Source organism: Veillonella sp. (genome assembly GCF_032470285.1).
GTDB lineage: Bacteria > Bacillota > Negativicutes > Veillonellales > Veillonellaceae > Veillonella.
This window is the reverse complement of sequence record NZ_JAWEKP010000001.1, coordinates 400,120-416,569: the sequence shown is the minus strand read 5'-3', so window position 1 is coordinate 416,569 and position 16,450 is coordinate 400,120. Positions and strand designations below refer to the sequence as shown.

General features: G+C 36.5%; 17 protein-coding genes. All 17 read left to right on the top strand.

What is annotated here, in order from left to right:
* Positions 1-5 precede the first annotated feature (5 nt).
* The 17 genes from gatA to E7B10_RS01910 all read left to right on the top strand — a co-directional run bounded on the left by gatA (position 6) and on the right by E7B10_RS01910 (position 16,379).
* Positions 6-1,466: an Asp-tRNA(Asn)/Glu-tRNA(Gln) amidotransferase subunit GatA gene (gene gatA, locus E7B10_RS01990; protein ID WP_278618107.1), complete on the top strand. Its 1,461-nt coding sequence runs from the start codon at positions 6-8 to the stop codon at positions 1,464-1,466.
* Positions 1,463-2,911 carry an Asp-tRNA(Asn)/Glu-tRNA(Gln) amidotransferase subunit GatB gene (gene gatB / locus E7B10_RS01985; protein WP_101928315.1) on the top strand — a complete coding sequence of 483 codons (1,449 nt, stop codon included), beginning with the start codon at positions 1,463-1,465 and terminating at the stop codon, positions 2,909-2,911. Before gatA ends, gatB begins: the two co-directional genes overlap by 4 nt.
* Positions 2,912-3,077: 166 nt before the next feature.
* Positions 3,078-3,494 carry a hypothetical protein gene (locus E7B10_RS01980; protein WP_012864422.1) on the top strand — a complete coding sequence of 139 codons (417 nt, stop codon included), beginning with the start codon at positions 3,078-3,080 and terminating at the stop codon, positions 3,492-3,494.
* A gap of 63 nt (positions 3,495-3,557) precedes the next feature.
* Positions 3,558-5,396 (top strand): B12-binding domain-containing radical SAM protein, encoded by a 1,839-nt coding sequence (locus E7B10_RS01975; protein WP_012864421.1) that lies wholly within the window; start codon positions 3,558-3,560, stop codon positions 5,394-5,396.
* A 108-nt stretch (positions 5,397-5,504) separates the two neighbouring features.
* Positions 5,505-6,470 (top strand): TIGR01212 family radical SAM protein, encoded by a 966-nt coding sequence (locus E7B10_RS01970; RefSeq protein WP_187002445.1) that lies wholly within the window; start codon positions 5,505-5,507, stop codon positions 6,468-6,470.
* An 8-nt stretch (positions 6,471-6,478) separates the two neighbouring features.
* On the top strand, positions 6,479-7,492 hold the full coding sequence (locus E7B10_RS01965) for a PhoH family protein (protein ID WP_004696978.1): 1,014 nt from the start codon (positions 6,479-6,481) through the stop codon (positions 7,490-7,492).
* A 2-nt stretch (positions 7,493-7,494) separates the two neighbouring features.
* Positions 7,495-7,971 carry an rRNA maturation RNase YbeY gene (gene ybeY / locus E7B10_RS01960; RefSeq protein WP_004695952.1) on the top strand — a complete coding sequence of 159 codons (477 nt, stop codon included), beginning with the start codon at positions 7,495-7,497 and terminating at the stop codon, positions 7,969-7,971.
* The gene (gene era / locus E7B10_RS01955) at positions 7,964-8,863 is read left to right on the top strand and encodes a GTPase Era (protein ID WP_004695950.1); all 900 of its coding nucleotides are present in this window, start codon (positions 7,964-7,966) and stop codon (positions 8,861-8,863) included. Before ybeY ends, era begins: the two co-directional genes overlap by 8 nt.
* 54 nt (positions 8,864-8,917) lie before the next feature.
* On the top strand, positions 8,918-10,249 hold the full coding sequence (locus E7B10_RS01950; RefSeq protein WP_316055457.1) for a hemolysin family protein: 1,332 nt from the start codon (positions 8,918-8,920) through the stop codon (positions 10,247-10,249).
* Positions 10,236-10,940, top strand: coding sequence for a DNA repair protein RecO (locus E7B10_RS01945; RefSeq protein WP_077708455.1), 705 nt, complete (start codon positions 10,236-10,238; stop codon positions 10,938-10,940). Before E7B10_RS01950 ends, E7B10_RS01945 begins: the two co-directional genes overlap by 14 nt.
* A 65-nt stretch (positions 10,941-11,005) precedes the next feature.
* Complete coding sequence (locus tag E7B10_RS01940; RefSeq protein WP_101928308.1) at positions 11,006-11,530, top strand: hypothetical protein; 525 nt, start codon at positions 11,006-11,008, stop codon at positions 11,528-11,530.
* A gap of 96 nt (positions 11,531-11,626) precedes the next feature.
* Positions 11,627-12,430: a DUF3100 domain-containing protein gene (locus tag E7B10_RS01935; RefSeq protein WP_118091262.1), complete on the top strand. Its 804-nt coding sequence runs from the start codon at positions 11,627-11,629 to the stop codon at positions 12,428-12,430.
* On the top strand, positions 12,423-12,884 hold the full coding sequence (locus E7B10_RS01930) for a hypothetical protein (protein WP_004695934.1): 462 nt from the start codon (positions 12,423-12,425) through the stop codon (positions 12,882-12,884). The genes E7B10_RS01935 and E7B10_RS01930 overlap by 8 nt, the downstream gene beginning before the upstream one ends.
* A gap of 132 nt (positions 12,885-13,016) precedes the next feature.
* Positions 13,017-14,336, top strand: a complete 1,320-nt coding sequence (locus E7B10_RS01925; RefSeq protein WP_316055456.1) for an amidohydrolase — start codon at positions 13,017-13,019, stop codon at positions 14,334-14,336.
* Positions 14,337-14,472: 136 nt separating this feature from the next.
* Complete coding sequence (locus E7B10_RS01920; RefSeq protein WP_257876754.1) at positions 14,473-14,826, top strand: hypothetical protein; 354 nt, start codon at positions 14,473-14,475, stop codon at positions 14,824-14,826.
* Between the two features lie 89 nt (positions 14,827-14,915).
* Positions 14,916-15,374 carry a hypothetical protein gene (locus E7B10_RS01915; RefSeq protein ID WP_257876753.1) on the top strand — a complete coding sequence of 153 codons (459 nt, stop codon included), beginning with the start codon at positions 14,916-14,918 and terminating at the stop codon, positions 15,372-15,374.
* Between the two features lie 639 nt (positions 15,375-16,013).
* Positions 16,014-16,379: a hypothetical protein gene (locus E7B10_RS01910; protein ID WP_257876752.1), complete on the top strand. Its 366-nt coding sequence runs from the start codon at positions 16,014-16,016 to the stop codon at positions 16,377-16,379.
* The last annotated feature ends 71 nt before the right edge of the window (positions 16,380-16,450 follow it).

The window sequence follows — 16,450 nt, the reverse complement described above, 5'->3', positions numbered from 1 at the left end:
TTGCTGTGCCGACAATTCATGAATTACATAAAAAACTTGTGAATAAAGAAATCAGTGCCGTTGAATTGACGAATGCTGTTATTGCTCATAAAGCTAAAGTGGAACCGACTGTGCATGCGTACTTGTCAGATTCTCATGACCGTGCTTTAACTATAGCTAAGGTTGTAGACGAAGCAATTGCTAAAGGTGAAGCGATTTCTCCACTAGCTGGTATTCCTGGTGCAATTAAAGATAATATTTGTATCAAAGACGAACCCGCAACTTGTGCGTCTAAAATGTTAGAAAACTTTGTGCCTCCATATAATGCGTCTGTTATCGAGCGCTTACAAGACAATCATTATATTAGCCTTGGTAAACTTAATATGGATGAATTTGCTATGGGCGGTTCTACAGAGAATTCTGCATTAGCAAAAACGACTAATCCATGGAATATTGACTGTGTACCGGGTGGTTCTTCTGGTGGTAGTGCAGCTGCTGTTTCTAGTGGTTCTGCAATTTGGGCTCTCGGTTCTGATACAGGTGGCTCCATTCGTCAACCAGCCTCTTTCTGTGGCGTAGTAGGTTTAAAACCAACCTATGGTAATGTATCCCGTTACGGCCTTATTGCTTTTGCATCTTCTTTAGATCAAATCGGACCTGTTACACGGGATGTAACGGATGCTGCATTGGTATTGAATGCTATTTCTGGTTACGATGCAAAGGATTCTACATCGATTCCAGGTGCTCGTGTGGATTACACTACAGCTCTTGTAAATGATGTAAAAAATCTTAAAATTGGTGTGCCAAAAGAATTCTTTGGTGAAGGTCTCAATAGTGAAGTTCGCAAAGCTATGGAAGAGGCTATCGAAACATATAAAAAATTAGGTGCTGAAATCATTGAGATTTCCTTGCCTAACTCTAAATATGCGTTGTCTGCATACTATATCATCGCATTGGCAGAGGCAAGCTCCAATTTGGCTCGTTATGACGGCGTAAGCTATGGTATGCGCGTACCTGCAGATAATCTAGTAGACATGTCTACTAAAACTCGTACAGAAGGTTTTGGCCCTGAGGTACAACGCCGTATCTTGTTAGGTACTTATGTATTGAGTGCTGGTTACTATGATGCTTACTATTTGAAAGCATTAAAAGTCCGCCGCCTCATTAAAAATGAATTTGATGAAGCATTCTCCAAAGTGGATTTGATTTTAACACCAACGGCACCTAATACGTCTTATAAATTTGGTGAAAAAGCAAATGACCCATTGGCAATGTATTTAGAAGATATCTGTACGGTACCAGCAAACCTTGCAGGTATTCCAGGCATTAGCATTCCAGCAGGTATGAGTAACAGTAATTTGCCAATCGGCTTACAATTGCTTGGACCTGCTATGGGTGAAGAAACATTGTTACGTGCCGCTTTCACATTTGAACAAGCACGTCCAGACTGTCAATTAGTAGCACCAACTGGGGAGGTTTCTCTATGAGTAGTAAATACGAAACAGTCGTTGGTTTAGAGGTTCATACAGAGCTTAAGACTAAGTCTAAAATCTTCTGTGGTTGTACCACTGAATTTGGCGGTGATCAAAATACACATGTATGCCCAGTGTGCCTTGGCTTACCTGGTGCAATGCCTGTGTTAAATAAACAAGTAGTAGAATTTGCTATTAAAGTAGGTTTAGCATTGAATTGTGAAATCCTTAACTTTAACAAATTTGACCGTAAAAACTACTATTATCCTGATTTGCCTAAAAACTATCAAACATCTCAATATGATTTGCCAATTTGCTTAAATGGTCATTTAGATATTGAGGTTAATGGTGAAACTAAACGCATCGGTATTACCCGTATTCATATGGAAGAGGATGCAGGTAAACTCGTCCATAGTGGCAACACTATTTCCGACTCTAAATCTTCTAATGTTGACTACAATCGTACGGGTGTACCTCTTCTTGAAATCGTATCTGAACCAGATATTCGTTCCGGTGCAGAAGCGAGAGCATACGTTGAAAAATTACGTTCTATTTTGCAATATTTAGAAGTATCTGACGGTCGTATGGAAGAGGGTTCTTTGCGTGGTGACTGTAACGTATCCGTACGTTTACGTGGCACTACAGAATTTGGTACACGTACAGAAACTAAAAATGTTAATTCTTTAACTGCAATCCAAAAAGTTGTTGAATATGAAGCATTGCGCCAAGCTAAGTTAATCGAAGCTGGCGGTACTGTAGATCAAGAAACACGTACTTGGGATGATGCACAAGGTATCACTCTTGGTATGCGTAAAAAAGACGAAGAAAACGATTACCGTTACTTCCCAGAACCAGATTTGGTACCAATCGTAATTACAGATGAAAAAATCGAAGAAGTACGTCGTGCACTGCCAGAATTACAAGATGCTAAGATTGAACGTTTTGTATCTGAATATGGCTTGTCTCGTGAAGATGCAACTATTCTTACTGTATCCCGTAAAACAGCGGACTTCTTAGATGCTACTGTAAAAGCAGGTGCAGATCCTAAGACTGTTGCTAACTGGATGCTTGGTGACTTGTCCAAGATGATTAATGAAAGCGGTTTAACATTTGCTGAATCCAAGGTAAGTCCTGAAAACTTGGCTGGTATGATTGCCCTAATCGACAAAGGTACAATTTCGGGTAAAATTGCGAAAAAAGTTATCGTATCCATGTGGGAATCCGGCAAGGATGCTGATACTATTGTAAAAGAGGAAGGTCTAGTTCAAATCACAGATACTGGTGCTATTGAAGAAATTGTTAAGCAAGTTATTGCTAATAATCCACAACCAGTAGCAGACTTCAAGAGTGGTAATGGTAAGGCTATAGGCTTCTTAGTTGGTCAAGTTATGAAGGAATCCAAAGGCCGAGCTAATCCTGGAATGGTAAATGAATTACTTAAAAAATTCTTAAATGACTGATATGAGTGTTAATATATATTAGCATTAATCAATATTAAAAAATACAATCCCTTCAGATATATGAGTTTATATCTGAAGGGATTTCTATTTGCCATTATGATGGTAAAATATGGTATAATAAATTGTATAAAATTTATTATTATTTGTTCATATAAAGGAAATACATATGAATGATCAACACAATATAAACAATAATCAATATACATATAGAAATGGTCAATCAGATGATACTTATAGTCGCAGTACTTATTCTGGTGAACCTAATACACGCGTATTATCCGATGATGAGAGACGAGAATTTGATGGTGTAACTATTGAAGAGGTAGGCGATTCCGTCCATGTAGATTCAACGCCAACCAATATCAATGACGAGCAACAATATTACGATGAAAACAATCAATATGAACCGAAAGTTAAGGTGTATAGCTTTACTAGTACAAGCTGGCTTAGTCGAATTGTCTTGTTTATTGTTTTAGCGATTATTTTGGCAGCTGTCGTATTCTTTGGTAGTGTCATTCTTACGGTAGTAACTGTTGTTATTTTAGTGGGTGCTATTATTTCTATTATCTTTAGTCTCTTTTAATGGTATAATACATATATTATGACTAGACGGTGGCTGAGCCATTCGATGATTTAAAGGGGACCTATGAACGTAGTTTTATCCACATTAAATTCAAAATTTATACATTCTTCTCTGGCTTTGCGTTATCTCAAAGCTTATGGGCAGGCTCACGGACAGGCATACGATATAGTAGAATATACTATTAATATGCCTGTTTTACATATTCTTAGTGATATTACAGAGCGCAATATTGATGTATTGGGCTTTGCTTGCTATATCTGGAATATCGAGATGACTTTACATGTAGTAGACATGGTGAAAGCTGTGCGACCAGATATTAAAATTATTTTAGGTGGGCCGGAGGTGTCTTTCACAGCCGATGAAATCTTAAATCGTTGTGCTGCGGTGGACTATGTCGTACAAGGTGAGGGGGAAGAAGCTTTTTATCAACTTATTAGTGCACTAATCGCTGGCAAGGATGGCTTAGAAGAGCAGATTCCTGGCGTACGTGGTCGCCACATTTCTGGCCGACTCCTGGGCTCTACTGATACGGTGGAGGTAAAAGATCTTAGTACCATACCATTCCCTTACGTAGAAGAGGATATGATAGATTTAGAACATAAAATCATCTACTATGAATCCTCTCGAGGGTGCCCATTCTCTTGTCAGTACTGTTTATCTGGCAATAAAAATACAGTTCGCTTTTTCCCGCAGGAAAGAACTTTTAAAGAACTACAGTGGTTTATCGATCATAAGGTAAAACAAGTTAAATTTGTTGATAGAACTTTTAACTGTGCGCCACATCATCATCGACCTATGATGGAATTCATGCGTGATGCTGATACGGAGACGAATTTCCATCTAGAAATGGAACCAGAGCTAATGACGAAATGGGAGACAAATATTCTCTGTGAAACACCACCAGGCCGTATTCAAATTGAGGTAGGGGTTCAAAGTACACATAAGAAAACCTTGGATGCTATTAATCGATATAATGATTGGCCGTATATTCAAAAGGCTATTCGTCCTATTATTGAAGCAGGCCGAACTCATGTGCACATGGATTTAATTGTAGGCCTGCCTTACGAGAATAAACAACGATTTGGATTATCCTTTAATGATCTTTTTAGTTTACAGCCACATGCGTTACAAATTGGTTTTTTAAAACTGTTAAAGGGTTCTGGTGTACGCCGTATGGAAGAGTATCAATACATTAGTGATCCCTTAGCGCCATATGAGGTATTAAGTACTCACGTGCTTCCTTATAGAGATATACGCTTCTTAAAACACTTTGAAGATGTCTTTGAACGCTTTTATAATAGTGAACGATTTAGAACTGTGTTTGGCTATATTGGTAGTAAGCTTATAAAAGAACATACTGATACATCTATAACTGGGGAAAATACAGAAACTAATCATGTACCACCTATGAAAAAGTACGATCCATCTAAAGTGGAGATAAAAAAAGATGCCTTTTCCTATTTCTGTGATATGACACAGGCTTGGCTCGATGCGGGTAATCATAAGATTAATTTAAAAGATATTGACCAAATTGAGTTCTTGTATAATTTCTTCTTAGCTAAAGGCGATACAGTGGCTGCCGAATTATTACAATATGATACACTCGTTAGCTATCGCGGTAAGGTTCGCAGTGAAGCTGTTGGTTTACCGAAGCAGACAAAGGAACTTTTACAAGAAGGGGAAGCATTCTGGCGCAATGAAGAAATTGCATCTCAATATATTCCAAACTATACATTTAAAGAGTGGCGCAAAATTCGCCAACAATATGTAGAAATGCCTATGTCTAAGGACACGGCTAAAGTGTTAGGTATAGAGAATGTACCAAATGTACCTTTTACAGTTGTAATCGACGTAAATAAAGAGGTAAAACCTTTTATACGTCCTGAAATAGAGGCTTGTTAGTAATATAAAAATAGTTTATCTAATTTTATATAATCAAAAGATTAGAGAATTTATGATAGTTGAAATATTACATAATAAGCGATGATTGGTTAGTTTAATAGGAGTGTTATGACCGATACAACGAGACCAAAACGATACCGCATGGTATCTAAATATTATAAAGAAACATATGGGGAAAAGGTTTATAAATTACCTGTAGCACTACCCTTGACCTGTCCTAACCGTGATGGTTCGGCAGGCGTAGGGGGATGTACATTCTGCGGTGAAATTGGTGCAGGCTATGAAAATCGTCCAGCGTGGATGACGGTACGCATGCAATTAGAGGAAAATATTGCTCACATAGGCCCTAAATATAAAGCAAAGAAGTTCATCCCTTATTACCAAAACTTTAGTAATACCTACTTGAATCTTGATGATTTTAAAAGCTATATTGAACAAGGTTGTATCGATGAAGCCGTGGGCATTGCTATTGCAACAAGACCCGATTGTATTGCTGATGAATATCTTGAAATATTAGCTGATATTGGGGATCGCTTTCATAAGGATATCTATATTGAGCTAGGTCTTCAAACGGTTAACTATGATACATTAGAGAAAATTAATCGTGGTCATGATTTAGCCCAGTTTATTGATGCCGTATTACGGATTAAGCGATATGGATTTAACATAACTACTCATATGATAGTTAATTTACCATGGGATACCATGAAGGATACTATTGAAGGGGCTCGCATTTTGTCAGCCCTTGGTGTAGATCAAGTTAAATTACATGCGTTATATATTGTTAAAAATACATTGATGGCCAAGTGGTATCAAGAGGGGCAGTTTACCCTAATTAGTGCGGAAGAATATGCTGATCGGGTTGTTAATTTTGTACGTCATTTACACCCTGACATTGTTTTACAGCGTCTTGTAGGTAGAGCGCCTGAAGATAATACGCTTTTTACAAACTGGTCCATGGGTTGGTGGCGCGTACAAGATTTAATTGATGATAAACTAGACGAACTAGATGCTCATCAAGGTGATCTCTGTGATTACCTAAATGGTAAAGCAGTTCGTAAATTTATAGATTAGGAGGTTGTATGAGCGAACAAGTATTTACATTTCCTACATATGACCTAGCACAATCCATACTAGGTCAACATAATCGATATTTACATATGATGCTTGAGGTAATTTCTGCCGATGTAGTAGCTCGAGGTGATACGGTAGTTATCAAGGGGGATGAAGACCAAGTCAATGCCCTCTATCGTACTCTTGAAGAATTAGTATTTCTCTATCGTGAAGGCAGTACGATTACTGAGTCTCAGGTGCGCATTGCGGCTAAACTCGTGGCTAATGGTAAGGCTGATGCTGTTCATACTATGTTTGAGGATACTTTATCCGTTAATATGCGCGGTAAAAATATTACGCCTAAAACTGAAGGTCAAAAATACTATGTAGATAGTATCCGAAAAAATACTATTACTTTTGGTATTGGTCCTGCTGGTACAGGTAAAACATTCCTAGCAGTAGCTTTAGCTGCATTCTATTTAAAAAACCGCAATGTAGATAAAATTATTTTGACACGCCCTGCCGTAGAGGCTGGTGAACGTTTAGGCTTCTTACCTGGTGAATTACAAGACAAAGTAGACCCATATTTGAGACCTCTTTATGATGCATTACACGAAATGTTTGGTATCGAGCAAGTGCAACGCTTTATGGAGCGCGGTACTATCGAGGTAGCACCACTAGCGTACATGCGTGGTCGTACCTTAGAAAATGCCTTTGTCATTCTCGATGAGGCTCAAAATACGACGGCAGAACAGATGAAGATGTTCTTAACCCGTTTGGGTAACAACTCTAAAATGGTAGTCAATGGTGATAAGACACAAATCGACTTGCCTCCACGTGTCGTATCTGGTCTCGGAGAGGCTGAAAAGGTATTGCGTCATGTGCCTGGTATTAATATGGTTTACTTTAGTGATCAAGACGTTGTTCGTCACGATTTAGTAGGCCGTATTGTAAAAGCTTACGATCAGTATCATGAACGTAAATTAGCTGGTGAGACTGCGGAAACTAACGCAGCATCTAAAGAGAGTGTAGCGAAAGGATAAGCATGTATATAAACATTAGCTATGATGAAGGAATTCAAGAGGATTCGAATATTGAGGCTGTTATACGCAAGGTCTGTGATGAAGTGAGTCGCGTATATGGTCTTGAAGAAGATGAAATGAGTATTTTACTCTGTGATAATGCTAAGATTCACAAACTTAATAAGGAATATCGAGGCATCGATAGACCAACGGATGTATTGTCCTTTGCCCTCAATGAAGGGGATGATTACGAAGGTAGTGAAGAGGAACATCACTTACTTGGTGATATGATTATTTCTTTAGAGCGTACTCGTGAACAAGCTATTGAATATGGACATAGTTTTGAACGGGAATTAGCATATTTAACGACTCACAGTTGCTTACATATTTTAGGCTATGACCATATGAACGACGAAGATAAAAAAGAGATGCGCATAGAGGAAGAATTTATCCTAGGTAATCTGGGTTATGTGCGGGAGGATGCACCATATAATGAATAAGAACGAACATTTTAAATCAGGCTTTGTTGCCGTTGTAGGACGCCCTAATGTGGGTAAATCTACTTTAATCAACGCTCTTATTGGCGATAAGATTGCTATCGTATCCGATAAGGCTCAAACAACGCGTAACCGTATCATCTGCGTATATACGGATGAATCCAAACAAATCGTATTTATGGATACACCTGGTGTGCATAAACCTAAGCACAAGTTAGGCGAATTCATGGTAGATGCTGCTATTGAGTCCTTAAAAGAAACGGAAGCTGTTTTATTTGTCGTAGCAGGCAATGAAAAACGTGGCCCTGGGGATAATTTTATTATTGAACAATTGAAACGTGTAAAGGTTCCTGTATTTTTGGTAGTTAACAAAATTGATACACTCAAAAAAGAAGAACTTTTAGAAGCAATCGTTTCTTATCAAGATGCATATCCTTTTGCAGGGGTCATTCCTATTTCTGCAAAAGATAAAGAGAACTTATCTGAAATTCTTAAGGTTCTAGAAGAAACATTGCCGGAAGGTCCACAATATTTCCCAGAGGATATGATTACGGATCAACCGGAACGCCTTATTATTTCCGATATCGTTCGTGAAAAAATCTTGTTAGCTACACGAGATGAGATTCCTCATGCTATCGCTGTAGACGTAGATGAAATGAAAACACGTGATGACGGTACTACCTATATCCGCGCTACAATCTACTGTGAAAGAGACTCTCAAAAGGGAATTATCATCGGTAAAAAAGGTGCTTTGTTAAAACAACTTGGCGCTGAAGCGCGCGCAGACATTCAAAAGCTATTAGCTACAAAGGTGTACTTGGACCTTTGGGTTAAAGTAAAAAAAGATTGGCGAAATAAATCTGGTATGTTATCTGAACTTGGTTATAGAAAATAATTTGATATAATAAAAAGAAATAAGTGTTTCCATATTCATATGAAAGGAATAAAGATGGATAGTGTAGATGGCCTGTTACCCATAGGGTTTGGTCTGTTATGTATTTTTTTAATTAACTTTTTTGTGGTTGCAAAGTTCTCCTTTGCACGCCTTCGTAAAGAACATGTAGAGGATATGGACATCCTCTTGGAGAAGGATAGAGAATTTTTATTAAAGCTTTATCAAAATCCTGAGTATTTTTTAAATACTACACAGTTTTTGATTCTATTCTTTATTTTGGCCCTTGCAGGCACAGGTACTTTTGTATTCGATAATATTGTTGATCGTATAGTGGCGGTTCTTAATATTCATAGTACTTGGATGCATTTAGTGTTAGATATTATTCTATTACTATTAATTAGCTTAATCGTCTTAATTTTTGGGGAAATTGTACCTAAAGCATTGGGCCTATCCTTCCCTACAAAATATGTAAATACCTATAGCCGTATCGTCGTGGCTGCAGGTAAATTGGTGTATCCATTTATTTGGATTGCTAGTAAAATCTCCAATGTTATTTTAGGCTTTTACAAAACAAAATATTTTACAGAGCTTGACCTTGTGTACTCAGAAGAAGAAATTCGCATGATGATTTCTCGAAGTCACGAGGAAGGGCAATTGGACCAAGTAGAGTCTGAGTTAATCGATAATGTCTTTAACTTCGTAGATCGCATGGCGAAAGAGGTTATGGTGCCTCGTCAAGACGTAGACTGCGTATTCGTAGAAGATGGTTACGATGAAGCGATGAAGGTTATCCGCTCTAAAGTACATACACGTTATCCACTCTGTGTAGAGGATAAGGATCACATTATTGGCCTCGTTCATATTAAAGATTTAATGGAACGCCCTAATCAAGCCCGTAAGGATTTGCGCAATATTAAACGAGATATTCTTACTGTTCCAGAGGTAATGAAATTATCTACCTTGTTGCAATATATGAGAACTCGCCGTATATATCTAGCTGTAGTAGTAGATGAATATGGTGGCATGGTAGGTCTTGTAGGCTTAGAAGATATTATAGAAGAGCTAGTTGGGGATATACAAGACGAGCATGAGCCGCATTTACCAGCTACGATGTCCTATGCAGATGGTTCCTTCGAGTTTGATGGCAAGGTCCTCGTTGACGAAGTAGAAGAAATTATGAATATTGAAATTGATAATTCTGATTCTGATACAATTGGTGGCTATGTCTTTGGTTTATTAGAACGTACACCAATCGTAGGTGATACGGTGGATGCTCATGGTTACACCTTTGAAGTTACTCAAATGCAAGGATATCGTATCTCTCGCATTAAAGTAACACCTATACCAGTAGAGGAACCAACGGAAGAAGAAAATGAAGAAGCTTAATGGTGGTTTTAATACGCCAGCCATCGTCATAAGTCGAAAAAAGTATAAGTTGTATTCCGTATTTACGTTTATTACGCCTAGCTTGGGGCTTATTAAAGCATCGATTCCACATAAGCGAATGATGACGATGCGCAACAGCTCCTATTTACGTCCATTTAGTGCCATGTATATTACAGTCGTACCTGATGGGGAATATGTTAATGTTACGCAAATTGATGGCTCCTATGTGGTGGAGTCCTTAGATGTAAACCTCGATAATATTGCTTATGCAGCGGTAGCGAGTGAGCTCATTCAAGAGTTATTTGCCATGTATGACGTAGATCGCAAGGTCTTTGATACCGTTGTAAACTATTCCAAGCAAATTCGACGTCGCAATGTACAATTGGGAACGATAATGCTTGGATGGCAACTATTATCTCTCGCAGGGGTTGTCCCTAGTGCTAATGCTTTTAACCATCAAGACGGAATTGAGCCATTCTGGATGCAGGTACGGGAAACTACAAATCTTAGCATTTCTCGTTCTGTGAAAGCTACATTACCTCAGATTCTAGCTTACCAGTGGGGTGAAGATACGCCTTTAGAATTTCCCAAAACAATTTGGAAGGAACTTGAAAAGCTACTATTTGCATACTGCGAGCAAGAAATAGGTAAGCCGTTGCAAAGCGTAAAGTTTTTAAATTCCATAATTTAATGACAGTAAAAAGGCAGTTTGAGAAATCAAACTGCCTTTTGTTGAAATATATTATGAGGTACTATATGGATACAATATTTTCTTCGTTGCCTATAGACAAAATAAATGAAGATAAAACGTTAGAACTACAAGAAATTCAACAGATATATAATTTTCTTTTAACTAACGACTATTATTATATATTTTCTGATTATGAGTTAGTAAATAAATTATATCAAACGATGGTCTTAAACAATCGTTGGGATTACAAGATAGCACTTAGATACTTTGATTATTTATGTTTTCTAAGTTGGGAATATGAAGCCATCATTGTTAGAGATCTTCTATTAGATAATCATGTTAGCTTAGCTGGTGAATTTTGTTTAGATACAGAATTAGTAAAAGATGGACTAAGTTATTTTAGAGATGATGCTATTTGGAGAGGGAAGGATTATGATAGTGACAGTATTCCGGCATCTATATCTGAATGGGCCATTTATTATGATGAAGAAGAACAAAGATTTCATAAAGTAAAACCATCAATGATAGAAAATATTATCATTGAGGTAGTTGATGCTGAACAGGGTCTTTATATTATTGGAAAAGAATAATTCAAATAGACAAATGTACATCTGTAATTGACACTATAAATAATAATTATTTATAATATAATAATGTTATATTATATGTTTTTATAGGAGGTCATTATGCAGCTTTTGGGAAATCTCAAAATACATTTTCTAGCGCTCGTACTAACTGTAGTCGCTGAATTTATAGGCATAAAAAAACTAGGTCCTGTTGTATTATTGCCATTATTGTACACATTGATTCTAGGTTTATTAATTTCTATTCCTAAGTTTAAAATCCTAACCATTAAACAGATGGAAAAATCTGCTGATTATATCGGTATCGCCGTTATGATCTTGATGGTAAAAGTCGGTTTAGGTATCGGTCCAAATCTTGGTATTCTTACAAGTGCTGGCTGGGCATTGTTATTACAAGAGCTTGGTCATTTCTTTGGTACTATTGTATTTGGTTTACCTGTAGCTTTATTAGTTGGTATGCGTCGTGAAGCAGTAGGTGCTTGTTACTCTGTAGACCGTGAGCCGAACGTAGCGATTATTATCGACAAATTTGGCTTTAGCTCTCCTGAGGGCCGTGGTGTTATGGGCATGTACATTTGTGGCGTTCTTATTGGCGCTATGTGGTCTTCAGTATTGGCGGGGATGTTGGCACAATCTGGTTGGTTCCATCCATTGGCATTGGCTATGGGCGCTGGCGTAGGTAGTGCTAGTATGATGGCTGCTGCTACAGCTCCGATCATTGCAGTATATCCAGATTATGAACAACAAATTATGGCTCTTGCTGGGGCTGCAAACTTGTTAACTACCGTTCTAGGCGTATACTTTGGTCTATTTGTTTCTTTACCTGTTATGGAAAAAACATACAACTTCTTTACAGGTCGTACCCGTGAACAAGATTTAGCAGAGGAGGCAGCAAGTCATGAGTAAAAGCGAAAAATTAACACAATTTGTCATCGTTATCTGTATTGCTGCTATCATCACTGCAGTAGGTAATGTAATGGATGGCAAACATCTATTTAGTGATAGTTTAGTTGGCGTAGCTATCTTGGCAGTCCTTGCTACAATTGGCGCTTTGATCTCTAACTTGCCATATGCTAATAAATTGCCTATGGTATTCTGGGTATCTTTAGTTGGTGTTATTGCATCCTTACCTGGTATGCCTGGCCAAGAATGGATTATTGCTAAAACTAGCCAAGTTACATTCCTTGCAACAACAACACCTGTACTTGCTTATGCAGGTTTATCCTTAGGTAAAGACCTTGGTGCATTCCGTCGATTATCTTGGCGTATTATTCCTGTTGCACTAGCTGTAACAGCAGGTACTTTCATCTGTGCAACAGCATTAGCACAATTAGTACTTCATTTAGAAGGTTTAATTTAATACTAAATCATAATGTTAGATGTCTAAACTATGTTAAGATATACATATAGATTTATATTTTATAAGATATCTATACATTATGATTCCATGATCGACCGTATTTTATACGGTCGATTTTATAAAGGAGATATTATGAGCCGTATGACAAAGGAAGAAGTAAAACAACGTGTTTGTAAAGCTATTGTTGATGCACAACCGCGTTTACGAGAATTAGCAGAATCTATTATGGCTGAACCTGAGCTAGGTTTTAAAGAGGTGAAAACATCTAAAAAGGTTCAAGCTATGTTTGATGAACTTGGCATTTCTTATACTACAGGTCATGCACTGACAGGTGTAAAAGGTAGAATGAAAGGCCGAGATAGTAAATATACGGTTGCCATGGTTGGGGAATTAGATGCCATTCTCTGTCCTCGCCATCCTCGTGCCGATGATTTAACAGGGGCTGCTCATTGCTGTGGTCATAATGTGCAAATTACTAATATGTTTGCCGTAGCTATAGGCCTACAAGCAGTGATGGACGAATTAGCAGGCGATGTTGTGCTATTTGCTGTTCCGGCAGAGGAAATGATTGAGATTGATTACCGCAATAAATTGCGTGAGCAAGGCAAACTTAAGTATATGGGTGGCAAGCAACAGCTCATCTATGAAGGTGCTTTTGACGATATCGATATGGCTATGCAAATGCATGTGGAGACAGCCAAAACTCCAGCTGGTGAAATGGGGCTTGGTAGTACCTCTAATGGTTTTGTATCTAAGCTGATTGAATATCACGGTAAGGTAGCTCATGCGGCTCAGGCACCTCATGAAGGCATCAATGCTCTTAATGCTGCTTTGATGGGCGTTATGGGGGTTAACTCCATTCGTGAAACTTTCAAAGAAAGCGATTATTTCAGATTCCATCCCATCATTAATCAAGGCGGTACATTGGTAAACTGTGTGCCTGATTATGTTCAAGTTGAAAGTTACGTGCGTGCTTCTAATATTGAAGCTATTGTAGATGGTAACCATCGTATTAACAGAGCCTTAAAAGCTGGTGGGGATGCAGTAGGGGCAACATGTGTTATCAATGACCTACCAGGCTATTTACCGATGCGTAATGATGAGCGTATGAATGCTCTATTACGAGAAAATTCAAACCCTATCTTTGATGAAGCCAATGTATACCAAGGCCCACATATAACAGCTAGTACAGACATGGGGGACGTATCTCACTTAATGCCGGTCATCCATCCATGGGTTGGTTGTATCAGTGGTGTACTACACAGTGCGGAATATGAAATCTCTGTACCTGATGTAGCGTACATTAAAACAGCACAAGCCTTGGCTATGACTATTGTAGACTTACTATACGATGATGCAGCGGGCGCTAAAGATGTATTAGACCACTTTACACCAGCCTTAAATAAACAAAGCTATATTGAACTCTTAGATCGTATTGCTAAGGGTGAATAAAATAAACCACCTATCGAAGATAAATTGATTATCTTTGGTAGGTGGTTTACAATTTATTTATATAACTATAATGATTCATTTAAGTCTATGTTCTTATATATTATATAAGTATATTTAGTATATGTTAGAGGCGATTATGAAAGAGAATATTGCTTTACTACTAGCCATCTTGTATCTAATTTATAGATATAAGACTTATAAGAAAGTTAATAAAACAATAGAAGACAGAATAGAAAATGTACACAAACCATTCTTTAAACGCGTACAAGAAACTTTACAGTGCTCTGAAAAAGAGGCAGAGAAAGTTGGTCTAGCATTAGATAAATATTTTGTACCCTTAGAAAGTGAATTCTATAAAATTAATGATAATACCTACTCATTTGTTGATGCAGGTGGCCTTAAAGGAAAATTTTCAATAGATCAAAACTATAAGTTATTGACTTTAGTATATAATAATGTAGATTTATTAGCTTTAGAGCAAAACTTGTAAATTAGTATAATTAGGATTGAAGCAACCTTATAATAATAAAGTTACTAATATACCTTTTGTATTTACCTCAGAAGAATTAAGGAGTTTTTATGCCCATTAGAAAGCTTATAAAGATAACTTGTACAGTAGTTTTATCGTTACTAGTAATTATTCTACTTTTTGTTGGAATTAGAATATACGAATATCAAATATTTATAAACTCTCTTGTAGATTATGGCAAACAAACAGGGCTCAATAAAAATATGACTGGTTTTGCTACAGATTTTCCCTATATATATTCTAATGGTGATTTCGGTATAGTTGTTGTTAACGTATTACCCTATGGAACAGTACGAATTATTCCAAATCATAAAGGCTTTAGTAAAACATTTGAATCTCCAGCAGATAGTAATTTACAGTATTTGCAAAAAGCATATGGGGATGAACTTATAATTTTAGACAGTATTGATCAATTTTCAGAAGATGAAAGAAAGATTATATCTGAGATAACTAAGAAGGACTCAAAACCACGATATGATTGTGATACTTGGGTTACTAGATCATACTAATTTAAGGTAAGTATGCTCTTAAATTAATTTGGAGAATAAATTATGTTCGAGATAGTAACAATTTTAGGGCTTATATATTTGTTATATCGTATTAGATTCTTTTATAAAGAGGATAGTATATTTACTAAATAAGCCATGTGAAAATATTCTGGAGGATGAAGAAGTAAAAATGAGGAGTAATTAAATCAATGAACTTTATATATTATTTTGCTACTATATCCTTATTTTTAGCATTTGCCTATAGTGTAATTCAATATATCCGAAGATCTAATGAAGACATAAATGAAAAATATAGATTGATTAGTTTTGGCATATTTTTATTTGTAATGTTTACGGATTTAAAGTTCTTGGATACTATAAATAAAGAATTTAAATACCTAATTGAGTTTTTATTGCTATCATTTAGTACATACCTGTTTTCACTAATTTATAAAAATAGTGACAATAAAAGGACTTATTACCTATTTTCTTTTTTTACAATATTGTTATTTTTAATGGCTATCTTATTCTCTATGTAATTGAAAATTATATATATATATAATTGTAGTTATGTTTATTTTATGGATTGTATTGCATTAACTAAATTATGTTATTAGAATACATTTTTTATGGCTAGAATATTTCCTCAGGGGGAAACGTGTGGAAAAACAAATAGTAAATATATTTTTACTTTTAAGTTTTAATTATTATATGATTAAATCTTGGGGTACTCGGAAGGTTACAATTTTAACACTAATTGGCAACTATTTCTTAATCAGTATTTTAATAGAATCGTATTTTGGTTTGCCTAAATTCATTGAGGACTTTAATGCACTATTTATGCTTGGAATAGGTATGGTAGGTACTTATATCTTATGGCGTAAAAATAAAGCTGGAACACTAACGGAGTATGAAAAAAGAGGATGGATTCTGACTCGTACTTTCTTAGCATTATTTGTCTTAGCTGTATTAGTATTTGCTTTAATATTTATATTTATGGAGTATATTTATGGGATATATATTTAGTGTAATAATATATTGAGTTCTAATCTGGAGATAAAATAGTAGAAATATTACCTCTGAAAATAATTATAGTC